Below are 22848 nucleotides of genomic sequence, written 5' to 3'. Positions count from 1 at the left end.
AGCCCCTCACCCTAACCCTCTCCCAGAGGGAGAGGGGACTGATTGTGTTGTTCTTGAGAGATTCACCCACTTGAAATCCGAGTCGAACTCAGGACTTGAATGGCATGAAGATCGGCTCCCTTTCCCCCTCGCCCCCCTTGGGGGGAGAGGGCTGGGGTGAGGGGGGATTGGAACTGACACCCCGCACTTGTGCATCAAACGCGAAACTGATCCATCAACCGCTGTTGCTGATTCGCCAGGCTGTTGAGCGACTGACTCACCCGAGCCGATTCATTCGCCTGTCCGGACAGCGATTCCGTCACATCGCGAATCGTCGCCACGTTGTTATTGATCTCTTCAGCCACCGCGCTTTGCTCTTCGGCAGCACTGGCGATTTGCAGGTTCATGTCGCTGATCACCGTCACCGCATCGCCGATCTGCCGCAACGCCGTGACAGCCTGTTCCACCTGCTCAACACTGCCTTGGGCCTGACGATGGCTGTTGCCCATCGAGCCGACCACTTCGTGCGTGCCGTTCTGTAATTGCTCGATGACCTGGCGGGTTTCCTCCACCGACTCCTGAGTGCGGCGCGCGAGGTTGCGCACTTCGTCGGCGACCACGGCAAAACCGCGTCCGGCTTCACCGGCACGGGCGGCTTCGATGGCGGCGTTGAGTGCCAGGAGGTTGGTCTGCTCGGCGATGGCGCGGATGGTTTCCAGCACCGTGCCGATCTTCTCACTGTTGGCGGCCAGCCCTTCGACCTGAACCATCGCTGCGCTCATGTCGGCGGCGAGGGTGTCGATGCTTGCGGTGGTGCGGTCGATCACGGTCAGGCCCTGACGGGTGGCGCGGTCGGCGTCCTTGGCAGCTTCGGCGGCCTGCGCGGCGCTGCGTGCAACGTCTTGCGCGGTGGCGCTCATTTCGTGGGACGCGGTGGCGACCTGATCGACCTGACGGTATTGCTGCTCCATGCCGGCGCTGGTCTGGGTGGCGATGGCCGAGGACTGGTCAGCGGTGTTGCGCGCGTCCTGCACCGAGCGTTTAACCTCGGCAATGATCGGCTGCAACTTGTCGAGGAACTTGTTGAACCAACCGGCCAACTGGCCGAGCTCGTCCTGCTTGTCGTAGGCCAGACGCCGGGTCAGATCGCCTTCGCCGCTGGCGATGTCTTCAAGCATGTGCGCCACACCGAGGATCGGCTTGGTCACGCTGCGCGCCATCAGCCACACCAGCAACAGACCGATCAGCGCGGCGAGCAGGCCCAGGCTCAATTCAATCAGCGTGCCTGAGGTATTGCTCGCATCCAGTTGCTGCTTGAGCGCTTCGGCACGGCTGACCAGGACTTGCTCTGGCACATCGAGCAACACGCCCCACGCCGGTCCGTCGGGAATCGGCTGGAACGGCGACAGCACTTTCAACTGGCCGTTGCTGTGCAGGCTGCTCACGCCAGTGCTCGCGGCGAGCAGGCGCAGCAACTCGCTGCCGCTGGCCTGATCCACCGCATCCAGGCGCTGGCTGAGTTTGCCGGCATCCGGGCTGTAACCGGCGAGCAGGCCGGCGGGGCTGACGATACTCACGGCGGTCTGACCGTCGTAAAGCTTGCGGCTGGCGTTCTGGCTGATCGCTTGCAGGCTGTTGAGGTTGATGTCGACCGACAGCGAGGCGATGACTTTGCCGTTTACTTGCAGCGGGAAGACGATGCTGGTCATCAGCACTTTGTGGCCGTCGATGACATAGAAGTACGGCTCGATCACGCAGGGTTTGAGCGTGGTGCGCGGGCAGGTGAACCAGGCGTTGGCGGCCTGACCGCTGGGGCCGGTGCTGGTGTCGCTCATGTCGCTTTCCGGCAGCGCCATCGAAGTGACTTTGCCCGGGGTCGGCTGCGACCAGTACAGGGCAAAACGGCCCTTGTCGTTGCTGCCCAGCTCAGCCTGATCGGCGAACAGTTCGTCCTTGCCGTCCAGCGCATTGGCTTCGAACACCAGCGACAGGCCGAGCAGATCCGGGTTGGCTTGCAGCGCGGATTTGACCTGACGGGTCATGTCCTCGCGCAGATCGAAGGCATCGAGAAAGCGCTTCTCGGCCTGCTCACGCAAAAACAGTACCTGCCGCGAGAAACCGTGGCCGTACTGATAGGCGTCCATGAACTGCTGACGAATGCCGGCGGCCTGCACTTCACCTTGCGACTCGATCCGCGCCTGCGCCGACTCGGTGAGCATCTCCATGCTCGAGGCCTTGACCAGCGCCGAGCTGTGTTCCATGCGATACAGCGAAAGACCGACCAACAGGGTCACGATACCGGCCAGGCAGAGGCCGGCGAGCAGGGTGATTTTCCATTGGATGGAAAGTTGTCTGAGCGACATGGAAAACATCCTTATCCGATAAATATCTGAGACTTTGCACTGTAGCGGCCGCGTTTCGGCTTTCTTTATGCCGTGAGCGCAATATGACCGATTGCCGCATGCTGGTCCTGTGATCCTGTGATCCTGTAGTCCTGTAGTCCTGTAGTCCTGTAGTCCTGTGGTCCTGTGGCGAGGGGATTTATCCCCGTTCGGCTGCGAAGCAGTCGTGACCCCTGCGTATAGGGTTGTTTTGAAGTTTGCCGGGGGCGGCTTCGCCACCCAACGGGGATAAATCCCCTCGCCACAGGGCTTTGACACCGCCGCCACTCTGCGGCACAGTGCGCGCCCTCTAACAAGACCCTCTGTACACCTCCGCCGGCCAACCCGGGCGGACTCATCCTGTCTGGCGGTGTGTTTTCACCCGCAGTGTTTTTTGAGGTAGTGAAATGAATGCAGTCATAGCAGCCGTCGGCGTCATGCTGATCCTCAGCCTGTCGCGCGTGCATGTGGTGATCGCGCTGATCGTCGGGGCGCTGGTCGGTGGCCTGACCGGCGGTCTGGGCATCGACGCAACACTCAAGGCGTTCAACAGCGGCTTGGGCGGCGGCGCGACCGTGGCGTTGTCCTACGCCTTGCTCGGCGCGTTCGCCGTGGCGATTGCCAAATCTGGCCTGGCCCATGCGCTGGCCGACAAGGCCCTGGCCATGGTGGATCGGCAGCATGCAACCGGCGGCGGTAACGTCAAATGGCTGCTGATCGGCCTGCTGTGGGTGGTGGCGATTGCCTCGCAGAACATCCTGCCGATTCACATCGCCTTCATTCCGCTGCTGGTGCCGCCACTTCTATATGTACTGACCAAGCTGCAACTCGATCGCCGTTTGATCGCCTGTGTCATGACCTTCGGCCTGATCACCCCTTACATGTTCCTGCCGGTGGGCTTCGGCAACATTTTCCTCAACGAAATCCTGCTGGCCAACGTCGCCCGCAGCGGCGTCGACATCAGCGGCATCAATGTCACCCACGCCATGGGTATCCCGGCACTGGGCATGGTTTTCGGCCTGGCGATGGCGTTTATCAGCTATCGCAAGAAGCGCGTTTATGACCTGGCGAAGATCGAACAGGTCGAGCAGACGGCGGTGCACTACAACCCGCTGAGCCTGATGATTGCCGGTGTGGCCATTGCTTCGGCGTTTGTCGTGCAATTGCTGCTGGACTCGATGATTATCGGCGCTCTGGTCGGGTTCCTGATTTTCTCGGTGTCGGGCATCGTCAAATGGCGCGAGACCGATGATCTGTTCACCGAAGGCATGAAGATGATGGCGATGATCGGCTTCATCATGATCGCCGCCTCAGGCTTTGCCGAAGTGATGAAGGCCACCGGGCAGGTGCAGACGCTGGTCGAATCGTCGGCGGCCTGGATCAATCACAGCAAAGGCGTCGGGGCTTTGTTGATGCTGCTGGTGGGCTTGCTGGTGACCATGGGCATCGGTTCGTCGTTTTCCACCGTGCCGATTCTGGCGGCGATCTTCGTGCCGCTGTGCGTGCAGCTGGGCTTCAGCCCGATCGCCATCGTCTGCATCGTTGGCACTGCCGGTGCGCTGGGCGATGCCGGTTCACCGGCCTCGGACTCGACCCTCGGCCCGACCTCCGGCCTGAACATCGACGGCCAGCATCACCACATCTGGGACACCGTCGTACCGACCTTCCTGCACTACAACCTGCCGCTGCTGGTGTTTGGCTGGGTGGCGGCGATGGTTCTCTAAACCACTGAACCCTGTGGGAGCTGGCTTGCCAGCGATGGCGTCGGCACATTCGTTATTTGTCTTTCAGACACACCGCCATCGCGGGCAAGCCCGCTCCCACAGGGACACGCAGTGCCTGCGGACTCAACTTTTGCTCCGGCGTGCCGTTAAAGCCTTTAACCACGCCAACAAAATCAAAAGAGTGAGTCCCCCGATGCGCCTGAGTCTCAAGGCTAAAGTCCTGTCCCTTGCCGTTCTGCCGGTGCTGCTCTTTGCGCTGGTCATCAGCGTGACCACGCTGTTCATCCTCCAGGAACAGGCGCGCAAGGAGGTCGAACAGACCCGCGAGCGGCTGCTCAGCGACGCCAAGGCCACCCTGCAAAGTTACGTCGCCGTGGCCATGACCACGATCAAACCGCTGTACGACGCCGCCGCACCGGGCGACGACGCGGCGCGGGCGCAGGCGATCAAGTTGCTCTCGGGCATCCGCTACGGCAAGGACGGCTATTTCTTCGGCTACGACTCCGAAACCGTGCGTCTGTTCAAGGCCAACGACCCCGACGGCGTGGGCAAAAGCTTCAAGGACAACCGCGATCCGAACGGCGTCTACGTCAACCTCGGCCTGGTCAAAGTGGCCAAGGACGGCACCCACTATCTGCAATACAGCTCGCCGCTGCCGGGCAACGCCAAGGTGCTGGTGCCGAAACTCGGCTACACCGAATACCTGCCGAAGTGGGACATGGCGGTCGGTACCTCGGTCAACCTCGACGGCATCGAAGCGCAAGTGGCGCAGGTCGAGGCGCAAGTGCAGGAGCGCGTGCAAGGCGTGGTGCTGAGCATTGTCGGCGTTGCGGTGCTGGTGCTGTTGGTGATCGCGGCGGCGGGCATGCTGCTGGCCAACACCATTCTGCGCCCGCTGACCCTGATGAAAGCCAACCTCGACGACATCGCGGCAGGCGAGGGCGACCTGACCCGGCGCCTGAACATCACCAGCCAGGACGAACTCGGCGAACTGGCCGGCTCGTTCAACCGCTTCGTCGACAAGATCCACGGCCTGGTGCGGCAGATCACCGAGATGACCACGCAACTCACCGGGCTGGTCACCCAGGTCTCGGAACAGGCGCAGCGTTCCGATCAGGCCATGGAGCGTCAGCGCCACGAAACCGATCAGGTCGCCACGGCGATCAACGAAATGTCCGCCGCCGCCCAGGAAGTCGCCAAGAGCGCACAGAACGCCGCCGTCGCCGCTCAGCAGACCGATGAAGAAGGCCAGAGCGCCAAGCGCGTAGTGGCGGGCAGCATCAAACAGATTCATGCATTGGTCGACGATATCCGCAACAGCGGCGTATCGCTGGACAGCTTGCAGCAGGACGTCAGTTCCATCGTCGGCGTGCTTGGGGTGATTCGTTCGATTGCCGAGCAGACCAACCTGCTCGCGCTCAATGCGGCGATCGAAGCGGCACGTGCCGGTGAGGCCGGGCGTGGCTTTGCGGTGGTTGCGGACGAAGTACGCGCGCTGGCCAGCCGCACGCAGATCAGCACCCAGGAAATCCAGGGCATGATCGACCGCTTGCAAGCGGGCACGCAGCAAGCGGTCGAAGCGATGCGCCGTTCCAGCGAGGCCGGCGACGGCACTTCGCAGCAAGCCAATCAGGCCGGAGCATCGCTTGATGCCATGGCGCAGTTGATCGCGACGATCAACTCGATGAACGCGCAGATCGCCAGCGCAGCGGAAGAGCAGACGGCGGTGGCCGAAGAGATCAACCGCAGCGTGCATCAGATTGCCGTGGCGGTGGACAGCGTCGCCGATGAAACCCAACTGGGCGCGCAAACGTCGCGCAGTCTGGCGGAGCTCGGGCAGCGGTTGGGCAAGCTGGTCGGGCAGTTCCGTATCTGACGCAATTCTGGAGCCCTGCATAAACCCTGTGGGAGCGAGCCTGCTCGCGAAAGCTGTGTATCAGACGCTGCTCTGATATCAGACGGACCGTATTCGCGAGCAGGCTCGCTCCCACAATTGGATTTGTGTGGGGCTTAAGGTCTGTCCCAATAGGGAATCTCGCCAAAGCACTCGACAAAAAAATCAATCACCGTCCTCACCTTCACCGACAACCGTCGGCTCCCCGGCCACAGCACGGCGATCTGCTGCGGTTCCAGGCTGTTCGACACCTGATATTCCTCCAGCACCGGCACCAGTGTGCCCTCGCGTACCGCTTCGCCAATCAGCCACGACGGAAACATCACCAGCCCCAGCCCCTGCTGAGCGGCCTGGGTCAGGGTGTCGGCGTGGTTGCCGGTGATCGGGCCTCTGACCGTGTACGGCGTCCAGTCCTCGCCATCACGGCGGAAAAACCAGCGCTGCTGACCGGCCGCGCCTTTGTAGGCCAGGCACTGATGCTGCGCGAGTTCGTCCGGGTGCTGCGGCGTGCCGTGGCGTTTGAGATAGTCCGGGCTGGCGGCGACCTGAAAGCGGTGCGGCGCCACAATGCGTGCCTGCATGCTCGAGTCGTGCAGCGCGCCGATGCGAAACAGCAGGTCGGCGCCTTCCTGTAGCGGGTCGACGTAATGGTCGGTTTGCTGGATATCCAGTTGCAGCTTCGGATAGCGCGCGCAGAGCTCGCCCAGCCAGGGCGTCAGATGGCGTTGGCCAAACACCACCGGGGCGTTGATGCGCACCAGTCCGGTGGGTTCGCTTTGCTGTTCCTGCAACGCCTGTTCGGCTTCCTCCAGTTGCACCAATAGCAGCCGCGCATGGTGGCCGAGCGTGCGCCCGGCTTCGGTCGGGGTGACGGCGCGAGTGTGGCGGTAGAGCAATTGCTGGTTCAGCGCCTGTTCCATCAACTGGATCTGCCGCGAAATCGAGGAGGGCGCGACCCCTTCGCGGCGGGCGACTTCGGAAAAACTGCCGTGGTCGAGGACCGCCACAAACAGCCTTAACGCTTTGAATCCGAGTTCGTTGAGCCCGTGCATGCCGTGTCTCGCTGTGCGTGTTGCGCAAAAGTGTTGTCCGGATGCTCCCATTTATCGCACAGCGGCGCCAGCCGATAATCCGCGCCATTGTTTTTGAGCGTGGAAGGTTATGTATGCAGACGTTGGATGAAGGGGTGGTTGCTGCACCGGTAAAAAGATCGGTGTTGCGTCTGCTGTTGCTGCCACTGGTGATTCTCGCTGGCATGGGCTTGTCGGTAGAAGCCGGATTACTCGGGCCGCTGGGTGAGCAGGTCGGGCATTTGTGGGCGACGTTGAGCATCTTCGGTGTGGGTTCGGCGATTCTGTTTTTGCTCTTGCTGTTCGCCGGCCCACAGAAAGGCCCGGCGCTGACCGAGTTGCCGCGCTGGCAGTTGATCGGCGGTTTTCTCGGGCCGATCTACGTGGTGGTGCTGACGCTGGCGACGCCGCATATCGGCATTGCCATGACGATGATTGCGATTTTGTCCGGTCAGGTCGGCAAGAGTGTGCTGATCGACCATTTCGGCTGGTTCGGCGCGACGCGCAAGAAGGTCAACGGCGAGCGCTGGCTGGCGTTGGGCTTGATTGTGGTGGCTTTGGTTCTGATTGCGCGGGGGTGAGTGATGGGTCTGGTGATTTTGTTGGCGGTGGTGGTATTGGCCGGTGCGGTGTTGAGTGTGCAGGCCGCGATCAATGGGCGTCTGGGTGAGACGGTGGGGGTGCTGCGTAGCAGTCTGCTGACCTTTGCGGTGGGCGCGGTGGTGACCGGGTTGTTGATTCTGTTTTTCGAGCCGGCGCAGGCGGTGAGTCTGCTTGAGGTGCCGAAATGGCAGTTGACCGGGGCGCTGTTCGGCGTGGTGTATATGATGGTGATGGTCGGCGCGGTGCCGGTGGTCGGGACGGCTGTGGCGACCGTGGCGGTGATTGTCGGGCAGTTGGGCATGGGGATGTTGATCGACAATTTTGGCTGGTTGGGGAATCCGGCGATCGGCTTGTCTTCGAGCCGGATGTTGGCGATGGTGTGTCTGGCGGTGGCTTTGGTGTTTATGTATCGGAGTTCGCGGCAGGCGCAGTGATTTTTGAGTACATATCCGGTGCTGCGGGTGTTGCCCTCCGCTCAGCCTGCCGACAGGCTCTGAGATCAAGATCAAAAGCTATTCGAGCTAACGCTCATTGCTTTGTGCGGCGAACACCTGTGGGAGCGAGCCTGCTCGCGAAGCATCTCTGCGTCGCCCAATCTCTCAACAGTTGGCCAGCCTGCAACACCACCTTCTACACTGTCCCATATGGCTTGCTCGCAAGCCTCAGACAACCACCACGCAAGGAGTCTGTCCCATGTCCGACAAAAAATGCGACTGCCCGGGCTGCAACTGCACGATCAAAGAAGGCGAACATTCCTACGCTGTACACGGTAAACACTATTGCTGCGAGGCTTGCGCTCATCACCACAAACACGGTGAAGAGTGTGCGATGAAGGGTTGCGGTTGCGCTCATCCGAAATAAGCGCGGCAAAAAAAAAGTGGAGCCTAATCAGGCTCCACTTCCATTTTCAGACTGTCGTCGTCCTGTCGTTCAAAGTGCCTGACCGTGCCTTGCAAGGTTCGCCCTTCGACCTTGACCACCACAACCTTGGCTTGGTGGAGGTCTTCCGGTACCGGTGCCTGAACGCACAAGGTGAAGCGGTAAGGGTCATCCGCGACCGTTTCCAGTGCGACTTGGCAATTCACCGTTTTGGTGATCTGGCCGAAGAAGGTGGTCAGGCCGTAGTCCAGTCGGGCCGGGTGATAAGTGTCGGTCATCGGTCGATTCCCCCTGTCGATTGCCAAGCCTGCGGTGGAGGCGGTGGGGTCAGTTGGTCTGGCGCCAGGTGACGTTTTCCAGACCGAATTTTTCTGCCATCGGTTTGCTGGTCTTTTGCACTTTCTCGCGGCCGAAGCGCGGGATGCGACCCACGCCCGCGTCGCAGCTTGCCCAATGCCAGGCTTCGGCGTTGTCCATTTTGTCCGAGCGGATAATGAACGACTTGGGGGTGCCATGCAGTGTGTAGTCGATGACGTAAAGTTTTGCGTTGTTCATAAAGCCCGAATTCCTCCCTGTGGTATTAAACGGATCGCGCTGTGCCGGGAAAATTCATTCGGATTGTCCGACGGTAGCTATCGTTGGCGAGGGCGGGGCGTGCTGGTTACCATGGCGGCTTCGCCAACCCCCAGTGAACGCTCGCCATGGCCCTCGCCGCGCCCCCTGATCTGACCGACACCGATGTGCCCGTGCAACCGCTGGCGCGAACCTATCCGCGTGGTTTGTTCATCGAGCCGCACGAGCATGTCTGGGGGCAGTTGCTGTATGCGATGAGCGGGGTGATGTGGGTGGAAACCCCGCACGAAGCGCTGGTGGTGCCGCCGCAGCGCGCGGTGTGGTTGCCGCCGGGAGTGCCGCACGGGATTCGTGTGGTGTCGGATTTGCAGATGCGCAATATCTACCTGCGCCCGGCGCTGGCGGCGACGCTGGATACGACGGTGCAGGTGATTGAAGTCGGTGGTCTGCTGCGCGAGTTGATCGTCGGGCTGGTGGCGCAGGGCGATGCCGGCGAGGCCGAGTATTACGAGGCACTGGTCGGGCTGGCGTTGCTGGAGCTGCGCCGGGCCAGGCGTTCGCAACTGAAGATTCCTCTGCCGGACGAGTCCGACCGGCGTCTGATGAATCTGTGTCAGGCGGTGATGGCCGCGCCGTCGCTGGAGATCCCGTTCGAGCAGCATGCGCAGAACGCCGGGGCCAGCGTGCGTACGCTGGCGCGCTTGTTCAAGGACAGCCTCGGCATGGGTTTCGCCGAGTGGCGACGGCAGGTGCAGTTGGCGACGGCGGCGGCAGCGTTGATTCAGGGCGTGGCAGTGAGCGTCATTGCTCGCGAACTGGGTTATTCGCCGAGCAGCTTCAGCGACATGTTTCGCCGGGAGCTTGGCGTAGCGCCTTCGCAATTTGCCGTGTAGGACAAATGTCTGATTTGTGAGATCCCTGTGGGAGCTGGCTTGCCAGCGATGGCGGCTTGGCATTCAACGGATATGTTGACTGACCCACCGCTATCGCTGGCAAGCCAGCTCCCACAAGGTTCTTTGTGAATTGGGGTTTTTGTCCGAAATTCAGAAGTCCTTGGCCGATACCGCTCCGCCCGTTTCCCTAGACTCTGCCCATCACTTATCGCGGCGGAGTTCCTTTCATGAACTACCTCATTTCTCTGGCCATTGGCCTGGGCGTCGGCCTGCTCTACGGCGCGCTCGATTTCCGTTCTCCCGCACCACCGGCGATCGCGCTGGTCGGTCTGCTCGGCATGTTGGCCGGTGAGCAGTTGTGGCCGATGGGCCGGCAACTGGTCGCTGGCTGGTTGTCCTGAATTTCCCTTTTTTCTTTCGGTGGATATGCCCATGAAAGCGTTGCAATTCGATCAGACCGGCGACCTGTCTTCCCTGCGTTTCGTCGACGTCCCGACCCCGGTGCCCGGCGCCGATGAAGTGCTGGTGCAGATTAAGGCTGCCGGGCTCAACCCCAGCGATGTGAAAAACGTCCTTGGGCGTTTTCCTTACACCACACTGCCACGGGTTCCGGGGCGGGATTTTGCCGGGGTGGTGGTCGAGGGGCCGCAAGCACTGATCGGTCAGGAAGTCTGGGGTACCGGGCGCGAGCTGGGCTTCTTCGCTGACGGCGCCCATGCGCAATTCGTCAAACTGCCGGCCAGCGGCGTGGCGCACAAACCGGTGCATCTGAGTTTCGCCCAAGCGGCCAGCCTTGGCGTGCCGTACACCACGGCTTGGGATGCACTGGAACGCAGCCTGGTCAGCGCCGATACGCGCTTGCTGGTGATCGGCGGCGGTGCAGTGGCAACCGCAGCTTTGGCCCTGGCAAAAGTGCGCGGCGCGCAATTGCTGGCGGCGGCGCGCCGGCCCGAGCAGGTAGCCGATTTGCAGAAGCAGGGCTATCAGACGATTCAACTGGATAAGCCAGAAGACCTCGGTGCGCAGGTCAACGCGGTGTATCGCGGTGGCGCCGATGTGATCTTCGACACCACCGGTTTCTGGCTGCCCGCCTCGGTGGCGGCACTGGCGACCTTCGGCCGCATCGCCATCATCGCCGCGCCGGTCGACGGCCACGTGCAATTGCCGGCGCTGGCGCTGTATCGCAAGGGCGGTTCGGTGGTCGGGATCAACTCGTTGTTGTACGGCGTTGAGGCGTGCGCGGCGATGCTCGAGCAGTTCGGGCGGTTCTTCGATGAGGACCGCTTGCCACTGCCGCAGGGCTTGGTGGAGGTGCCGCTGGCTGAAGGGCTGGCGCGCTATGAAGAGGTCAATCAGGGCGGTGGCGACAAGATCATCTTGCTGCCCTGACCACAGGGGAAAGGCATAGGATCCGGGATCATTTCCGTAGGATCCCGGCCGCTTCTCTGTGGGCCATGTCCTTTTCGCTCGCAGACCGGCAAAACAGGGAAAGGTCTGACTTCACCCATTGCAGTGCACCGTTGCACAGTCCCGTCTTTCACTCAGACACAGGGACAGGTGGATGCGCATCGCTGGCAGGCCCGTTGTTTTCACTCTCGAGATAGAAGGCGTTTCCCACGATCTTCAAGTGTTCGGTTTTCGCACCCGGGAAGTGCTCAACCAGACCTACGAACTGGATCTCGAGCTGGTCAGCGAGCGCCCCGATCTGGATCTGGAAGGCTTACTGCATCGGCCGGCCTTTCTCTGTTTCGGTGCCGACGGTAGCGGCATGCACGGGCTGGTCTATCGGGTCGGCCAGGGTGATTGCGGTGTTCGGCTGAGCCGTTACCAGATCACCTTGGCGCCACACCTTGCCTACCTCGCGCACCGGCGCAATCAGCGGATTTTCCAGAACCTGAGCGTGCCGCAGATCATCGCCAATGTGTTGAGCGATCACGGCATGCAGGCCGATGCCTGGCATTTTCAGCTCAGCGCCGAGTACCCGGCGCGGGTGTATTGCGTGCAATACCAGGAATCCGATCTGCACTTCATCCAGAGGCTGTGCGAAGAGGAGGGCCTGCACTTTCACTTCCGCCACCGCCGTGAGGCGCACCTGTTGGTGTTCGGCGACGATCAAACGGCGTTCCTCAAACACGACGTGACGACGCGCTATGTGCAGGGCAACGGCCTGGTTGCCGATGCGCCGGTTATCGACCAGTTCACTGTGCGCCTGGAGCCACGCTCCAACCTCGTCGAGCGCCGCGATTATCACTTCGAAAAGCCTGCGGTGCAGTTGGATGCCAAGGCCAGTGCAGCGCGGGTTCCGCTGCTGGAAGATTATGAGTTTCCCGGGCAGTTCACCCATCGCGAGCGCGGCAAGCACCTTAGCCAGCGTGCGCTGGAGCGCCATGGTGCCGACTATCGTCTGGCTAACGGGCGCAGCAATCAGGCGCTGATGCGCGGCGGCAGTTTCATGACCATGGCGGATTACTCGCGCACCGACTGCAACGATTTATGGTTGCTGACCGAGGTCGAGCACATCGGCAAACAGCCGCAAGTGCTCGAAGAAGCGTTCACCGAGCAGGCTGACGCAGATGGTTTCAGTCAGGGCTATCGCAACCATTTCGTCGCGACACCGTGGGACGTGGTGTTTCGCCCGCAGCTCAGGCATGTCAAACCGCGCGTCAGCGGCAGTCAGTTGGCGGTGGTGACCGGCCCGCCCGGCGAAGAAATCTACAGCGATGCCTACGGCCGCGTGAAAGTGCAAATGCTCTGGGATCGCGACGGCCAGCGTGATGAACAGTCAAGTTGCTGGCTGCGCGTGGCCACTGCCTGGGCGCATGACCGCTACGGCAGCGTGCAGATTCCTCGCGTCGGTATGGAAGTGCTGGTGGGCTTCACCGATGGCGATCCGGACAAACCGCATGTGCTCGCCTGCCTGCCCAACGCCGAAACCCCGGTGCCACTGGACCTGCCTGCGCAACAGACGCGCAGTATCTGGCGCAGCCAGAGCAGCCCCGGCGGCGGTGGTTACAACGAACTGCGCATCGAGGACCGGCAAGGCGCGGAAGAAATCTCCATCAGGGCGCAGCGCGACTTGGTGCAGCACGTGCTCAACGACTTGCGTGTGCAGATCGACAACCTGCACAGCCAAGTGATTGGCGGCGTCTCCAGCCTTGAGTTGCGTGACGAGGAACATCACCTGACCCACGGCAATCGCCTGACTGAACTCAAGCAGGACGATCATCTGTGGGTGCAGGGCGAGCAGCATGTGCGGGTCGCCAGCCAGCGCGTCAGTGCGGCGCAGCAGCTGCATTTCGGCGCGGGCGAGCAGGTGGTTTTCAACAGCGGCCTGCAGATCACTCTGGCTGCTGGCGGGCATTGGCTGACGGTCGGCGCCGCCGGCATTTTCAGCAGTGTGCCGGTGGTGCAGGGCGGGGCGCCGACGGTGTGTCTGCCAGCGGAACCCATGCTGCCGGGGGCCGCGCCGTTGCTTAAGGCGACGTTCCATGCCGTGCAGCAACGGCATGCGCTGCTGACCACGCGGACCTCGCGTTGCCTGATTTGCGAGGCGGCCCAGGCATGAACCTTTTGACGGATTGGCCTGAAGGTTTGCCGTGGGCTGAGCAGCAGGCGTTTGTGCTGCTCGACGGTGCGACGATCGCCGATCTACCGGCGCAACTGCGAAGGCTCGATCCCGCCGCCAACGCTTTCGCGCTGTACGACCAGCCACCGTTTTCGGCCCTGCGTGACGTCTCGCCGCTGCTGGTGGCGCTCGCTGACGCTGACGATCCGGTGGCGCGGTTTTATCGCCAGCACGCCCAACAGGAATGGGGCGTGCTGCTGTTCAGCGCCGCGCCGGCGCATGAAATCGTCGCGCATTTGCGCCAGTTGCTGATCGTCGAGTTGCCGGTCGGCTCGCCGGTGTTGTTGCGGCTGGCGGATGCCGCCGTAGCGCAGGCGCTGTTTGCCAGCGGCGATGCGAGTCTGTTCGGGCCGCTGGGGTGCGTGGTCACGGCGGATGGCGCGCGGGAAGTCTGGCACTGTCAGCGACCTCGGCACGGGCAGGGTGGGGCGCTGGTGGTGCCGTATCGGTTGAGCGCCGAGCAGGATGCCGCGCTGGATCGGGTGGATCGGCGGCGGGTGTTGCTCGACATCGATACCCACCTGCTCAAGCACTTTCCTGATTTTCATGTCGGGGACACGGCAGTTGAACGTTGGCAATTGCTGGAACGCATCCACGCCCATGCCAGCGAGCTTGCCTTGAGCAGCCCGTCCGAGATTCTGCTGTACGCCAACGTGGTGGCATGGCTGGACGATGCAGCGTGTAGTCGGCATCCGCAGATCCATCAGCTGATGCACACACCTTCGCTGCAATCCCCCGGCGAGCGCGTTGCGATTGCCGCTGCAATGGCCTTTCGATGGGCCTCTGAGAGGCATCAATCATGAATCACCCCGCCATCCTCGATGCGTTAGCCGCCTCGAAAGCGCCCATTGGTGCGCCAGCCGCCTGCCCCTTGCGCAACACCCACGTGCAACTGTTGCCCCTCGCTTACGGCCTGGTAGAAAAACCCTTCGACCCCAGCACCGAACTCACGCTGCCGTACACCCTGACCACGCGCCCCATGGGCATCCGCCGCCTGCGCGATGGCTGGCTGTACATCGTCGACAGTCTCAGCGGTGAGCTGTACGAATATCGCGTGCTCGACGGCGTCATTAGTGCATTGCTGCATCGCGGCAAAAGCGTCAGCGAGGAGCAGCGCAGCGCCATCGAAGAACGTCCGGCGTTGATCTTTTCGCGCAAAAGCACCCTTTACGTGACCTTCGCCGATGTGCAGTTGAGCGCGGCGAAGTGCCGACAGGTGCTGGACAGCGTGGAGGAACGCGAGCACTTCATGCAGGCGGTCGATCTCGGCCCGGTGCATTGTCTGATCGGCGGCGAGCATCTGCTTACCGTGGCCCAGGCCAAACAGTGGCTGGCGGAAGTGGCCTGCACAGCGAAACCGCTGGCCGAGGCGGACGCCACGCGGATGCCGACGGTGCAGGTCAGCGATGCGCCGGAGCACGAACGCGAACCCTATCTGTGGGAAAACCCGCGACGTTTTCGCGAGGCGCATATCGGCGAGTTTCTCGGGCGGGTGCACGGGCCTTATCAGGACGACACGCTGTTTCTGCTGGTCAACGACGACCTCGGCGTGATGCGCGATCTGGCCGATTATCAGGACCTGGTAGTCGGCTGGATCGAGCAGTGGAGCAACACCGACAACAACGAGCGCGACTATCTGCTGGCCAGTTACATCGAGTCGCTGAGCCAGCTCGGATCTCAGGACTTCGACACTTTGGCCAAGGCCAGCGACGATCCGCGCGCCCAGGCATTGTTTGCTGAACTGGAGCAATTGCCCGAACCGGATCGGGAAAATACCCGGCAGGCGCTGCTCGAGTATTTGAACAAGGGTGGTGAGGTTGTCCCGACCGATACCCGGGCTCGACCTGAACTGCAGCACCAGCGCGAAAAGGCACTGGACGAGTCACTGGCGCTGAACCGCTTTGATGGCGTCGCCCCGGATTTCACCGCGCACGCTCGCGTCACCGCCGAGGCGGACCGACGCTTTTACACCCGCGAATATTTTGCTGAAGTCGCCCCGGCCGATTTCGTCGAGCGTCATCTGAGCACACTGGTCGAGCTCGGCAAGGATCAGAGCCGGCGCATGAAAGACGTGCTCGACGGCCCATTGCTCAGCGGTAAGCGCGGCATCAACGACCTGATCGACCGCCCGGCGATGGACGAGGTGCTGAACAATCATCGCGACAACCTCGGACGCTGGAATCGCCTGCTCGAACGCATCACCGCCGACCGCGCGCAACTGCTGTGCGCCGGGCGTTTCCATCGCTCGGCGTGGTATTTCGACGGGCAAGTGCAGATCGATCAGGCGCTCGCCAGCGAATACGCCTGTCTCAAGGACATCGGCCGTAGCGACGCGGCCAATGAGCAAATGCTCGGTTACCTCGAGCAGCACCCGCAACTGACCCGCCCGTTGTTCTACACCTTGCCGCTGCGCTTGCAGACCGAACAGGCCGGGCAATATTCAACGCTGTTCAACGCCGGCATGGCGATGTTCAACAACCTGCCGGACTGGCTGGCCAAATTGCAGAGCATCGAGCAGCCGCAGCTGCCGGCCCTCGACGATCTGCCGGCACACAGCCGCGTCCTCGCCGATGCGGTGCAGGACACCTACAGCCCGGCGCTGAACCTGGGCCTGAGCCGAGCGCTGGAAGGCTTCGATCTTGCCGGTGAGAAAATCCCCGACCTCGACGAACTGTTCCAGCGCTTGCCCAAAGCCCTGCGCCTGCGCGTCTTCGACGCCGCGCGAACCAGCGGCGTGACCTTCACCGTGTCCACTCCGGCGGAACAAGCGGCGCTGCAAGCCACGATCAAGGAAGTGCTGCGCGAACGCGACTACCTGAAAACCCTCAACCGTGAACGCAACCAGCTCACCCACAACAAAAACCGCCAAGGCCACAAAACCGCCCGGGCGGTGGAATTGCAGCAGGAAATCGTCCGCGTGCGCACGCAACTGGCCTTGTTCGAAGGAAGACTGGCGGCAGCGTTAAGCCCGATTGATGAGGTGCCTGATCGCTCGGCTCGACTGTATGGCGCCACACCGGCGAAAGCGGGCGTGACGGTGGTGTTTCCGCCGGCGCAGCACGGGGAATTGCGTGGGTTGCTGGAGAACATTCGCGCGGGGGTGGCGGGGGTTTCGAAGGCGAGTCTGGTGCGGACGGAGGGGATGGGGTTGTTGGTGGTGTTGGTGCAGGTGGTGAATTTGGTGGGGGTTTATCGAGAGGTGATGAAGCAGACGAGGGACAGGAAGAAACGAGCGGAGTTTTCCGCGGCCCTTGCCGCGACAGGCGCGGCGGGTTTTACCGCTGCACAGGGGCTTGCTGATACAGCGTTAAGGGCTCGAAGATCCAGCCTTGTTGCCAGTTTGCAGCTGGAAGCGCTGCGACAGGTTCGTGTGCAAATGGGTAAGTTGCATGTTGGTTTGGGCTTCTTTACTTATGTTTTGGGTTTAAGCACCTCTGGTGCCAGCCTCGGAAAACAAAATCGAAAGTGGCAAGATGCGATTCGCAGTGGGACTCAAGCTGAGCAGACTGCGGCTGCGATGGCGACATTGGGCGCGACAGGCATGATTGCAACTAATGGCTACGGGTTTGGTAACACCATTTATGCTTCCATTAAAGTCTTAGCAGCACCGAATAGTTCTGCACGAACAGCCGCTTGGGCTGCCGCTGGTACACGTCTTTCTTTAGTGTTTTTTCGCTTCAATTTAGCCGGTGCATTGTTCACTGTTCTGGAGTTTGTCGGTACTTGGCTGTTCAATCGCTACAACGTCTCCGCCCACGACAAGTGGTTGAAAATCACACCCTGGAGCCGTGATGACCAGATGCGCGGTGACCACTCCCTGGATGACTATCAAAATTATCTGGCGTTTTTGATACACGCTCCTTACGCCCAATCAGGACCTGATCCCAGTGACACCTGGCTGAAGACTTTATTATTTGGCGCCAAACCGAGCGATATTCATTTGGTTCTGCCGAGGCTGGCGCTAAATGATCTTCTGCCGCCTTTAAACGGTAAACCGAGTCATCGCTTGGGAATCGGTGCCCATCGACTTGTTGTACCGCTGCATGGTCGCTGGGTGCCGCAAGCGCGCAAGGAAGTGATCAGTGAGGAGATATTAAGCAGTTTGCGAATCGTGAAATCGACGCCAGAGGGTTTGGTGCTCTGCCTTCAATACCCCGTCCGCCCCGATTCTGAATACGCGCCTGCAAAGGAAACGCTAGAACTTGCCATATGTATTCAGTCCGTCAATGGCAGAGGCGAGTCGGAAGCACGAACCCGTGTGATTCATATTGCCCCCCGGGATACCGGCCATTTCGCTGTAGTAGCTCCCGGCTCGGTCAAGGAAAACCCTCCGGTTTTATTGGTAGAAATTCAATATCTCGAATGGGCCGACCATGCTGAATAATCACAATGAGCCTCTTGTTGATGCGCAAAGTGAGGTGATTAGAAGACCGGGCGATGTAGAGCCGTTCCCAAGCGGAAGAATTACCTATCTCGCACCGTTGCCATTACCTACAGCAATGCCGCCTTATGGGCCTCATATTGGAGAGTTAAACGACGGATACATGGACTTTGGGCTTGGATTGCCAGAGGTATTTACGTGGCAGCTAATTTTCGGTGGGCCAATCGCAGGCGCCTTTATGATCATCGTTTTATTTCCTTTAGTTACAGGGTTACTAGGCATTATTTTTGGCTATGGAACCGGGGCCATTTGGGAATCAATGGTTGGTGTGTTCGAAGCGGGTTACGAGAACCAATCAATTTGCGGCCCCTTGATCCTTCTTATTGGCCTCGGCGTCTGGCACTACGCTCACAAAAAACGCCTCTCCCTCATCCCAACCCGCTTCAACCGTCAACGCCGCGAAGTCTGCTTCATGCCCGAGGGCGCCACCGAACCTGTCTTTGTCCCGTGGGAATCGCTCAGCGCCTGGATCATCGAAGCCAAGGGCGCCACCCAGTTCGGCATCCATCGCCAATACGGCATGGGCATCGGTTTCTATCAAGGTGAAACCCTCATAAGCCAGGAATTCCAATGCGCCGGCCTGGACCTCGCGATCAGCCATTGGGAAGCGATTCGCGGTTACATGGAGTACGAAGTCAACGACCTCAAATCAATTCAGGATTTGCAGGATCTGCAAGGCCCGGACGACCCGCCCCACGAAGGCCTGCACACTTTCCGTAACGCCCGGGCGCGGATGCATCAGCAGATCCGTGAAGGCCGCCGCTCGCGGTTGTCGGGATTTTTTTGGTACCTGTATCACGTCATGACTTTATGGACGATTCCAAACCGTTTGGTCGAATGGGAAGTGCGCCGACTCGAAAGAATCGGCAAGCAGGCGCTGCCGGAAGTCATGCGCGCCTGGTCCGAGCCGCTGCCGAAAGAGCAATGGGCCAAGCCCAGTGAAGAGTTGTTGCGGCTGAGCGAACAAGTGCGGCGGATGCACAAGCGCCAGCCGCACCGGCCGATTACGCAGATTTTTGCTGAGGTTTGCAGGCGGGCTGTGGACTGATGCAGAGCAGTTTTGTGACCAGAGGGAGGGAGGTTTTTTGCCTGTTTGAGCGCCTTCGCGAGCAGGCTCGCTCCCACAGGGGACCGCGCTGGATGCGGATGTTTCGGTTGATCTTGGCCGAGGTGGGAGACCCTCGGGGTGGCGGCCATTTCTCAGTTGTTGCTACCGGGTCGGTCAAGGAAAACCCGATGGTTCTGCTGGTAGAAACTCAATACCTCGAATGGGCCGACCATGCTGAATAATCGCAGTAATCCTCTTTCCAGTTCGGAATATGAGGGGGTTAAAAAAGCGGGCGATATTGAGCCGTTCCCAAGCGGGAAGATTACCTACCTCGCACCGTTGCCATTACCTACATCAATGCCGCCTTACGGACCTCATATCGGAGCGTTCAATGACGGATACATGGACTTTGGTCTCGGCTCACTGGAGGTATTCCCATGGCAGCTAATTCTCGGCGCGACGACCGCAGGAACTTTTATGGTTCTCGTTTTAATTCCTTTATTTACGGGCTTGCTAGGGATTCTTTTTGGCTATGGAAACGAGGCGATTTGGGAATCAATGGTTGGTGTATTCGAAGTGGCGTTGGAAAATGAATTAATTTGCGGTCCCTTGATCTTGCTCATCGGTATTGGCGTCTGGCACCACCACCACAAAAAACGCCTCTCCCTAATTCCAACCCGCTTCAACCGCCAACGCCGCGAAGTCTGCTTCATGCCCGAAGGCGCCATCGAGCCGGTCTTTGTCCCGTGGGAGTCGCTCAGCGCGTGGATCATCGAAGCCAAGGGCGCCACCCAGTTCGGCATCCACCGCCAATACGGCATGGGCATCGGTTTCTACCAAGGTGAAACCCTCATAAGCCAGGAATTCCAATGCGCCGGCCTGGAGCTCGCGATCAGCCATTGGGAGGCGATTCGCGGTTACATGGAGTACGAAGTCAACGACCTCAAATCAATTCAGGATTTGCAGGATCTGCAAGGCCCGGACGACCCGCCTCACGAAGGCCTGCACACTTTCCGTAACGCCCGCGCGCGAATGCATCAGCAGATCCGTGAAGGCCGGCGCTCGCGGCTGTCGGGGTTCTTTTGGTACCTGTATCACGTTATGACCCTATGGACGATTCCAAACCGTTTGGTCGAATGGGAAGTGCGCCGACTCGAAAGAATCGGCAAGCAGACGCTGCCGGAAGTCATGCGTGCATGGTCAGAGCCGCTGCCGAAAGAGCAATGGGCCAAGCCCAGTGAAGAGTTGCTGCGGCTGAGCGAACAAGTGCGGCGGATGCACAAGCGCCAGCCGCATCGGCCGATTACGCAGATTTTCGCTGAGGTTTGCAGGCGGGGCTGACTGGACGGTGCAGGCAGGTTCGATTGCTTTCGCGAGCGGGCTAGCTCCCACAGGAGACCACCGTACAAATGTGGGAGCGAGCCTGCTCGCGAAGGGGGCCGCTCGGTCAGCACAAAAATCTGCGCGCTCGCGCTCTGCTAGAATCCGCCCCATTCATTGCCAGAGACTCTCCCATGAGCGAGCCGATTCGTCTGACCCAATACAGCCATGGCGCCGGTTGTGGCTGCAAGATTTCCCCACAGGTGCTGGAAGTGATCCTCGCCGGCAGCGGCGCACAGAACCTCGATCCGAAACTCTGGGTCGGCAACGCCTCGCGTGATGACGCGGCGGTGTATGAGATCGATGCCGAGCGTGGTGTGGTGTCGACCACCGATTTTTTCATGCCGATTGTCGATGACCCGTTCGACTTCGGCCGCATCGCCGCAACCAACGCAATCAGCGACATCTACGCGATGGGCGGCGATCCGTTGATGGCGATCGCGATCCTCGGCTGGCCGGTGAATGTGCTGGCGCCGGAAGTGGCGCGGGAAGTGATTCGTGGCGGTCGCTCGGTGTGTGACGCGGCGGGTATTCCACTGGCGGGCGGGCATTCGATCGATGCGCCGGAGCCGATCTTCGGCCTCGCCGTCACCGGGCTTGTGGAAAAGCGCCACATGAAACGCAACGACACCGCCACCGCCGGTTGCCTGTTGTACCTGACCAAACCGTTGGGCATCGGCATCCTCACCACCGCCGAAAAGAAGGGCAAGTTGCGCGCCGCCGACGTCGGTGTCGCCCGCGACTGGATGTGCACCCTGAACAAGCCTGGCAGCCGTTTCGGCAAACTCGCTGGAGTCACCGCGATGACTGACGTCACCGGTTTCGGCCTGCTCGGGCATCTGGTGGAAATGGCCGACGGCAGCCAGTTGACCGCGCGCATCGCCTACGACCGCGTGCCGCGTCTGGACAGCGTCGAGTACTACCTCGATCAGGGCTGCGTGCCGGGCGGTACGCTGCGCAACTTCGACAGCTATTCGAGCAAGGTTGGCCGCGTGCAGGAGTTGCACAAACGCGTGCTGTGCGATCCGCAGACCAGCGGTGGTCTGCTGATTGCGGTCACGCCTGAAGGTAATGCCGAGTTCCTCGGCGTCGCCGCCGAACTGGGCCTGAGCCTTGCGCCGATCGGCGAACTGGTTGAGCGACAGACGAACGCGGTCGAGGTGATTTGATGCTCCGCGACTGCACCGACTACCGCGACATTTTCCTCAACGACCGGCCAATGATGGATGCCCGCGCGCCGGTCGAGTTTCACAAAGGCGCGTTCCCCGGCGTGGTCAATCTGCCGCTGATGAATGATCTGGAACGGCAGAAGATCGGCACCTGCTACAAGCAGCATGGCCAGCAGGCGGCAATCGAGCTGGGCCATCAAATGGTGTCCGGCGCAGTCAAGGCCGAGCGCATCCAGGCCTGGGCCGACTTCGCCCGGGCTCATCCCGATGGTTATCTGTACTGTTTTCGCGGTGGTTTGCGCTCGCAGATCACCCAGCAGTGGCTGCGCGACGAGGCGGGCATCGACTATCCGCGCGTCGGCGGCGGCTACAAGGCGATGCGCAGTTTTTTGATCGACACCCTTGAGCAGGCTATTGCGCAGTGTGATTTCGTTTTGCTCGGCGGCATGACAGGCACCGGCAAGACCGAAGTGCTGGTGCAGTTGCGCAACGGTGTGGATCTGGAAGGCCACGCCAACCATCGCGGCTCCAGTTTCGGCAAACGTGCCACCGGGCAGCCGTCGAACATCGATTTCGAGAATCGCCTGGCCATCGACTTTCTGAAGAAACGCGATGCCGGGATCGAGCAGTTTGTGCTCGAAGACGAGAGCCGTGTGGTCGGCAGTTGCGCCTTGCCGCTGCCGCTGTATCAGGGCATGCAGCAGTACCCGATGGTCTGGCTGGAGGATCGTTTCGAGGATCGTGTCGAGCGGATCCTGCGTGATTACGTCATCGATCTGTCGGCGGAGTTTGCTTCGCTGCACGGCGAAAACGGTTTTGCCTTGTTTTCCGAACGTCTGCTGGAAAGCCTCAACAACGTACAGAAACGCCTCGGCGGTGAGCGCCATTCGCGGATGCTGGCATTGATGGAACAGGCGCTGGCCGAGCAGGGCCGCAGCGGCGCGGTGTACCTGCATCGCGGCTGGATCGAGGGTTTGCTGCGTGAGTATTACGACCCGATGTATGTCTTCCAGCGCGAGAAGAAGGGCGGGCGGATCGAGTTTGCCGGGGAGCGTCAGGCGGTGATCGAGTATTTGCGTGCGAGGGTGAGTCAGAAGGCTTGAGGTGCAAGCACTGGCCTCTTCGCGAGCAGGCTCGCTCCCACAGTTGAAATGCGGTTCCCTGTGGGAGCGAGCCTGCTCGCGAAGAC

Annotated in this window: 19 protein-coding genes and 3 pseudogenes; 17 read left to right on the top strand and 5 right to left on the bottom strand. The window is 60.9% G+C overall.

The window, feature by feature from the left end:
* Positions 1-194: 194 nt before the first annotated feature.
* Positions 195-899, bottom strand: coding sequence for a methyl-accepting chemotaxis protein (locus BXA01_RS27605; protein ID WP_442961914.1), 705 nt, complete (start codon positions 897-899; stop codon positions 195-197).
* 201 nt (positions 900-1100) lie between these two features.
* A pseudogene (locus BXA01_RS27600) lies at positions 1101-1157 on the bottom strand (hypothetical protein); the annotation flags it as partial.
* Between the two features lie 1610 nt (positions 1158-2767).
* Here BXA01_RS27600 and BXA01_RS06360 point away from each other — a divergent pair.
* The 3 genes and pseudogenes from BXA01_RS06360 (at position 2768) to BXA01_RS27590 (ending at position 5960) form a co-directional block, all read left to right on the top strand.
* Positions 2768-4084, top strand: a complete 1317-nt coding sequence (locus tag BXA01_RS06360; protein ID WP_024013513.1) for a Na+/H+ antiporter family protein — start codon at positions 2768-2770, stop codon at positions 4082-4084.
* Between the two features lie 34 nt (positions 4085-4118).
* A pseudogene (locus BXA01_RS27595) lies at positions 4119-5054 on the top strand (cache domain-containing protein); the annotation flags it as partial.
* Between the two features lie 84 nt (positions 5055-5138).
* Positions 5139-5960: a methyl-accepting chemotaxis protein gene (locus tag BXA01_RS27590; RefSeq protein WP_370695145.1), complete on the top strand. Its 822-nt coding sequence runs from the start codon at positions 5139-5141 to the stop codon at positions 5958-5960.
* Positions 5961-6094: 134 nt separating this feature from the next.
* On the opposite strand, the gene BXA01_RS06350 is transcribed toward BXA01_RS27590, so the two are convergent.
* Positions 6095-7030, bottom strand: a complete 936-nt coding sequence (locus BXA01_RS06350; RefSeq protein WP_076563604.1) for a LysR family transcriptional regulator — start codon at positions 7028-7030, stop codon at positions 6095-6097.
* 113 nt (positions 7031-7143) lie between these two features.
* Here BXA01_RS06350 and BXA01_RS06345 point away from each other — a divergent pair, with 113 nt between their 5' ends.
* The 3 genes from BXA01_RS06345 to BXA01_RS06335 all read left to right on the top strand — a co-directional run bounded on the left by BXA01_RS06345 (position 7144) and on the right by BXA01_RS06335 (position 8512).
* Positions 7144-7629, top strand: a complete 486-nt coding sequence (locus tag BXA01_RS06345) for a DMT family transporter (RefSeq protein ID WP_016775407.1) — start codon at positions 7144-7146, stop codon at positions 7627-7629.
* 3 nt (positions 7630-7632) lie between these two features.
* A complete protein-coding gene (locus BXA01_RS06340) occupies positions 7633-8085 on the top strand; it encodes a DMT family transporter (protein WP_039763438.1) in 453 nt (150 codons plus the stop codon).
* A 259-nt stretch (positions 8086-8344) separates the two neighbouring features.
* A complete protein-coding gene (locus BXA01_RS06335; protein ID WP_016775405.1) occupies positions 8345-8512 on the top strand; it encodes a metallothionein in 168 nt (55 codons plus the stop codon).
* 23 nt (positions 8513-8535) lie between these two features.
* On the opposite strand, the gene BXA01_RS06330 is transcribed toward BXA01_RS06335, so the two are convergent.
* Positions 8536-8808 (bottom strand): hypothetical protein, encoded by a 273-nt coding sequence (locus BXA01_RS06330; RefSeq protein ID WP_076563603.1) that lies wholly within the window; start codon positions 8806-8808, stop codon positions 8536-8538.
* A 49-nt stretch (positions 8809-8857) separates the two neighbouring features.
* Complete coding sequence (locus BXA01_RS06325) at positions 8858-9085, bottom strand: DUF6555 family protein (protein ID WP_016775403.1); 228 nt, start codon at positions 9083-9085, stop codon at positions 8858-8860.
* Between the two features lie 146 nt (positions 9086-9231).
* On the opposite strand from BXA01_RS06325, the gene BXA01_RS06320 reads away from it, so the two are divergent.
* The 11 genes and pseudogenes from BXA01_RS06320 to mnmH all read left to right on the top strand — a co-directional run bounded on the left by BXA01_RS06320 (position 9232) and on the right by mnmH (position 22762).
* The gene (locus tag BXA01_RS06320) at positions 9232-9996 is read left to right on the top strand and encodes an AraC family transcriptional regulator (RefSeq protein WP_076563602.1); all 765 of its coding nucleotides are present in this window, start codon (positions 9232-9234) and stop codon (positions 9994-9996) included.
* 227 nt (positions 9997-10223) lie between these two features.
* A complete protein-coding gene (locus BXA01_RS06315) occupies positions 10224-10397 on the top strand; it encodes a DUF1427 family protein (RefSeq protein WP_007969534.1) in 174 nt (57 codons plus the stop codon).
* 31 nt (positions 10398-10428) lie between these two features.
* On the top strand, positions 10429-11385 hold the full coding sequence (locus BXA01_RS06310) for a quinone oxidoreductase family protein (protein ID WP_076563601.1): 957 nt from the start codon (positions 10429-10431) through the stop codon (positions 11383-11385).
* A gap of 172 nt (positions 11386-11557) precedes the next feature.
* Positions 11558-13561 carry a type VI secretion system tip protein TssI/VgrG gene (gene tssI / locus BXA01_RS06305; RefSeq protein ID WP_076563600.1) on the top strand — a complete coding sequence of 668 codons (2004 nt, stop codon included), beginning with the start codon at positions 11558-11560 and terminating at the stop codon, positions 13559-13561.
* A complete protein-coding gene (locus BXA01_RS06300) occupies positions 13558-14424 on the top strand; it encodes a DUF4123 domain-containing protein (protein ID WP_076563599.1) in 867 nt (288 codons plus the stop codon). Before tssI ends, BXA01_RS06300 begins: the two co-directional genes overlap by 4 nt.
* A pseudogene (locus BXA01_RS27585) lies at positions 14421-14831 on the top strand (toxin VasX); the annotation flags it as partial. The gene BXA01_RS06300 and the pseudogene BXA01_RS27585, both read left to right, overlap by 4 nt.
* Positions 14832-15014: 183 nt before the next feature.
* On the top strand, positions 15015-18005 hold the full coding sequence (locus tag BXA01_RS06295; protein WP_442961924.1) for a toxin VasX: 2991 nt from the start codon (positions 15015-15017) through the stop codon (positions 18003-18005).
* Complete coding sequence (locus BXA01_RS06290) at positions 17995-19110, top strand: hypothetical protein (RefSeq protein ID WP_076563597.1); 1116 nt, start codon at positions 17995-17997, stop codon at positions 19108-19110. The genes BXA01_RS06295 and BXA01_RS06290 overlap by 11 nt, the downstream gene beginning before the upstream one ends.
* A gap of 231 nt (positions 19111-19341) precedes the next feature.
* Positions 19342-20451: a hypothetical protein gene (locus tag BXA01_RS06280; protein WP_076563595.1), complete on the top strand. Its 1110-nt coding sequence runs from the start codon at positions 19342-19344 to the stop codon at positions 20449-20451.
* Positions 20452-20624: 173 nt separating this feature from the next.
* The gene (selD, locus tag BXA01_RS06275; RefSeq protein ID WP_076563594.1) at positions 20625-21659 is read left to right on the top strand and encodes a selenide, water dikinase SelD; all 1035 of its coding nucleotides are present in this window, start codon (positions 20625-20627) and stop codon (positions 21657-21659) included.
* Complete coding sequence (mnmH, locus tag BXA01_RS06270) at positions 21659-22762, top strand: tRNA 2-selenouridine(34) synthase MnmH (RefSeq protein WP_076563593.1); 1104 nt, start codon at positions 21659-21661, stop codon at positions 22760-22762. The genes selD and mnmH overlap by 1 nt, the downstream gene beginning before the upstream one ends.
* Positions 22763-22848 lie beyond the last annotated feature (86 nt).

This window comes from Pseudomonas sp. B10 (genome assembly GCF_900156235.1).
Lineage (GTDB): Bacteria > Pseudomonadota > Gammaproteobacteria > Pseudomonadales > Pseudomonadaceae > Aquipseudomonas > Aquipseudomonas siliginis.
The sequence above is the reverse complement of the archived record's forward strand: the minus strand, read 5'-3'. Positions and strand labels throughout refer to the sequence as shown.

Coding starts and splice junctions, on each gene's coding strand:
- selD (WP_076563594.1), top strand. CDS start 20,625: ATGAGCGAGCCGATTCGTCTGACCCAATACAGCCATGGCGCCGGTTGT.
- mnmH (WP_076563593.1), top strand. CDS start 21,659: ATGCTCCGCGACTGCACCGACTACCGCGACATTTTCCTCAACGACCGG.
- BXA01_RS06320 (WP_076563602.1), top strand. CDS start 9,232: ATGGCCCTCGCCGCGCCCCCTGATCTGACCGACACCGATGTGCCCGTG.
- BXA01_RS06360 (WP_024013513.1), top strand. CDS start 2,768: ATGAATGCAGTCATAGCAGCCGTCGGCGTCATGCTGATCCTCAGCCTG.
- BXA01_RS27605 (WP_442961914.1), bottom strand. CDS start 899: ATGAGCGCCACCGCGCAAGACGTTGCACGCAGCGCCGCGCAGGCCGCC.
- BXA01_RS06315 (WP_007969534.1), top strand. CDS start 10,224: ATGAACTACCTCATTTCTCTGGCCATTGGCCTGGGCGTCGGCCTGCTC.
- tssI (WP_076563600.1), top strand. CDS start 11,558: ATGCGCATCGCTGGCAGGCCCGTTGTTTTCACTCTCGAGATAGAAGGC.
- BXA01_RS06290 (WP_076563597.1), top strand. CDS start 17,995: ATGCTGAATAATCACAATGAGCCTCTTGTTGATGCGCAAAGTGAGGTG.
- BXA01_RS06325 (WP_016775403.1), bottom strand. CDS start 9,085: ATGAACAACGCAAAACTTTACGTCATCGACTACACACTGCATGGCACC.
- BXA01_RS06350 (WP_076563604.1), bottom strand. CDS start 7,030: ATGCACGGGCTCAACGAACTCGGATTCAAAGCGTTAAGGCTGTTTGTG.
- BXA01_RS06340 (WP_039763438.1), top strand. CDS start 7,633: ATGGGTCTGGTGATTTTGTTGGCGGTGGTGGTATTGGCCGGTGCGGTG.
- BXA01_RS06300 (WP_076563599.1), top strand. CDS start 13,558: ATGAACCTTTTGACGGATTGGCCTGAAGGTTTGCCGTGGGCTGAGCAG.
- BXA01_RS27590 (WP_370695145.1), top strand. CDS start 5,139: ATGACCACGCAACTCACCGGGCTGGTCACCCAGGTCTCGGAACAGGCG.
- BXA01_RS06335 (WP_016775405.1), top strand. CDS start 8,345: ATGTCCGACAAAAAATGCGACTGCCCGGGCTGCAACTGCACGATCAAA.
- BXA01_RS06310 (WP_076563601.1), top strand. CDS start 10,429: ATGAAAGCGTTGCAATTCGATCAGACCGGCGACCTGTCTTCCCTGCGT.
- BXA01_RS06345 (WP_016775407.1), top strand. CDS start 7,144: ATGCAGACGTTGGATGAAGGGGTGGTTGCTGCACCGGTAAAAAGATCG.
- BXA01_RS06330 (WP_076563603.1), bottom strand. CDS start 8,808: ATGACCGACACTTATCACCCGGCCCGACTGGACTACGGCCTGACCACC.
- BXA01_RS06280 (WP_076563595.1), top strand. CDS start 19,342: ATGCTGAATAATCGCAGTAATCCTCTTTCCAGTTCGGAATATGAGGGG.